This is a genomic window from Sphingobacterium sp. IITKGP-BTPF85, from assembly GCF_001006065.1.
Classification (GTDB): Bacteria; Bacteroidota; Bacteroidia; order Sphingobacteriales; family Sphingobacteriaceae; genus Sphingobacterium; species Sphingobacterium anhuiense.
The window spans coordinates 1-1,816 of sequence record NZ_ASZT02000288.1; the positions used below are offsets into that span (position 1 = coordinate 1).

The 1,816-nt window shown below is 28.4% G+C and carries 2 protein-coding genes; both read left to right on the top strand.

Features of this window, described 5'->3' with window-relative positions:
- The first annotated feature begins 161 nt into the window (after positions 1-161).
- The gene (locus L950_RS25180) at positions 162-608 is read left to right on the top strand and encodes a hypothetical protein (RefSeq protein WP_021191671.1); all 447 of its coding nucleotides are present in this window, start codon (positions 162-164) and stop codon (positions 606-608) included.
- A 738-nt stretch (positions 609-1,346) separates the two neighbouring features.
- A partial coding sequence (locus L950_RS25185; RefSeq protein WP_037527262.1) for a hypothetical protein occupies positions 1,347-1,816 on the top strand: 470 nt, incomplete at its 3' end.

Consider the following 1,816-nt stretch of genomic DNA (forward strand, 5'->3'; position numbering starts at 1 on the left):
GTTTTAATTTACTATAAATTTTAGTTTAATTGAATTTCATTTTGTCCGCCTTGAATATCAATGATTTGTTATATTTAGACAAATTTTAGTTGCACATATGCGGTATGCCAATTATTAATAATAAAACTATGATCTAATAATCGAAAAAGTTTGAAATACCAATGACTGAACAAAATATTATCCAAACAGTAGTTAAAGAACTGAAAAAATATCCTGATATTAAATTTAGTAAGAAAAATGACAGCGAACTAAAGATATTTGGACGCGAAAACACAGGTTTTGATATTGTACTGCTGTTAGGCGGACGCGAAAACATGCTTTATTTTGGCCCTTTTCATTGGCATTTTGATAATTCGGAGGAAGAAACTAACGAAATGCTAGATTACATAGCTTTTGGTTTGGCAGGGATTGCCAGGCTTAAAGGATACTCAATAAAAGGTAAAGGATACAAATGGACAGTACAGATGCAAGATCAAGATGGCAATTGGCTTGACCACGAAACAATGGCACTTGTGAATATCAAATTTAATGCAGAGTACGATGTAAAATATTTGCAAAACGAAATTATACCGAAAGACATTTTATATGATGGTTCTGAAACAAAATAATCGATATAATTCTTTAAGAATTGGTTATATTATAATCATATTGAAGCCTTCCCATTTAATACAAGTAAAGTACAATTGTCATCTCCAAGATTTTTCAACATTAAACTGAGCATATCCAATAAATTTGTAGTTACTATTATAAATAATTTTTGTTTACCGATAGTATAATCTAAATTTCTACAAATCACTCTGAATTGGCTGAAATAGACATTTAAGAAGAACATTGCAATTTATATTTTATTTATCTGTATTTCTCACGAAATTAATAAATCATCATATAATTAGTTCATTTTACTAAACATAATTTACCTCAGAAGTATGGTACCCTATTCAGCGATCGCAGAATGAGTGTTCCTAACCTTCTTTTACGACCCAAATATCACTTATAACTAAACTTGCAATATAAAAAGCTGTTTTTTGTACTTTACATTGTATTCTGAATATCCATATCACTATATTTGCTATTATTGTATTATAAGATGAACTTATAGCAAATAGATTTTAGTAAGTATTATTATTGAAAATGTTATCACTTTATCTTTAGATTTAACAAATTTCTAGCAATTATATGGATTGCCCCCCTATTAATAACATTTATTTTAAAGATGATTACTATTTTAGCTTAATCCAGCTAACGTCGCTTTTAAAAGCAATAATAAAAAAACTAATCTGTTTTTTATTATTATTACCGAAAAAACAAAGCTTGAAATACTATCTTATTCACAATTGAATATTAAGATGACTAGTGAAAACTTAATTTTGCTGAGACAACAAATCAGACAAATTAAACAAATAGACAAAATTCAAGAAGAATTATTTGACCACGGACTAGAAATTTCTGAATATGAAAACCATTCAAGAAAGTTAGCAGAATACTCTATATTATTAGGTTTAATCTCACAGGATCTCGCATGTGCTTACAGGAATGCTCTTAAAGCGGAGGAAGATTATGAACACCAATATGCAACTAAACACATTGTAATTATTATTAATGAAGGCTTTAAAAAGATATATAATTATGTCTGGAAAAACCAAAAAGGAGATCTGCAAACTAAAGATAGAAATAGTTCTATATGGAAAAAAGACATCGGTATCCTCGTTTCCGGCTACTTTCCGCATTTAAAAACTGAATATAACAGAATAACTTCGGAATTGGATAAATTTGATGATTTCACGCTAAAAGACATGAAAAATTCTAGGAATATTTT

Excerpts from the sequence above, each read along its gene's own strand:
- L950_RS25180 (WP_021191671.1), top strand. The coding sequence starts at position 162 with ATGACTGAACAAAATATTATCCAAACAGTAGTTAAAGAACTGAAAAAA.